At 66.6% G+C, this 616-nt stretch carries 1 protein-coding gene; it reads right to left on the minus strand.

What is annotated here, in order from left to right; genetic code table 11:
- Positions 1–323: 323 nt before the first annotated feature.
- The coding region (locus TN53_RS41740; RefSeq protein ID WP_046264118.1) for a hypothetical protein at positions 324–616 on the minus strand (293 nt) is incomplete at its 5' end.

Consider the following 616-nt stretch of genomic DNA (forward strand, 5'->3'; position numbering starts at 1 on the left):
ATGTGATCCAGGCCCTCGCGGTTGGCGGCAAGGGCAGCCAGGAAGATGTCCCCGCGTCGCGCCACATGTGCCTTGGACACTCCCGGGATGAGGGCAGGAAGTAGCTGTTGCTGTCGATGAACGACCCGAGCGGGACCACCTCTCTACGTCCTCGACGTACCCCCAGAACAAGGCGGCCGAGGCGATCTCTGGTACCTGCCTCAGCGGTAGCAGGCGTACAGGTCGGCATGGCGGAAGGCGCGCGCAGGCGGCGGTGCACGAAGCCGTCGAAGGGCTGAGGATGTCGCCGAGCGCCGACGCCAGTCGGCCCACACCGGCCAGTGTCACACCTCGTCGAGCGCGGACACCTCTGGTTCAGGCGCCGGGTCCACGGGGCCTGTCCAACTGCGCTCACCGAACGGTTCCTGCGGATTCCAGTTCTGGGTGAACTGGCGCTCCTGGATGTCCCGGATCTCATCGGCCCGGGAGGCTCTGAGGCCGGACTCGATGACGAAGTGCAACGCCCAGCCGTAGTCCTCCGCCGTCAGCGCCTGTACAGAGTTCAGGTTCACGAAGCGCTGACTACCGTCGGCATAGCCGTACACGGGCGGCGCGATGATCCTGAACCGGGCCAGGC

Source organism: Streptomyces sp. WM6386 (assembly GCF_000972385.1).
GTDB lineage: Bacteria > Actinomycetota > Actinomycetes > Streptomycetales > Streptomycetaceae > Streptomyces.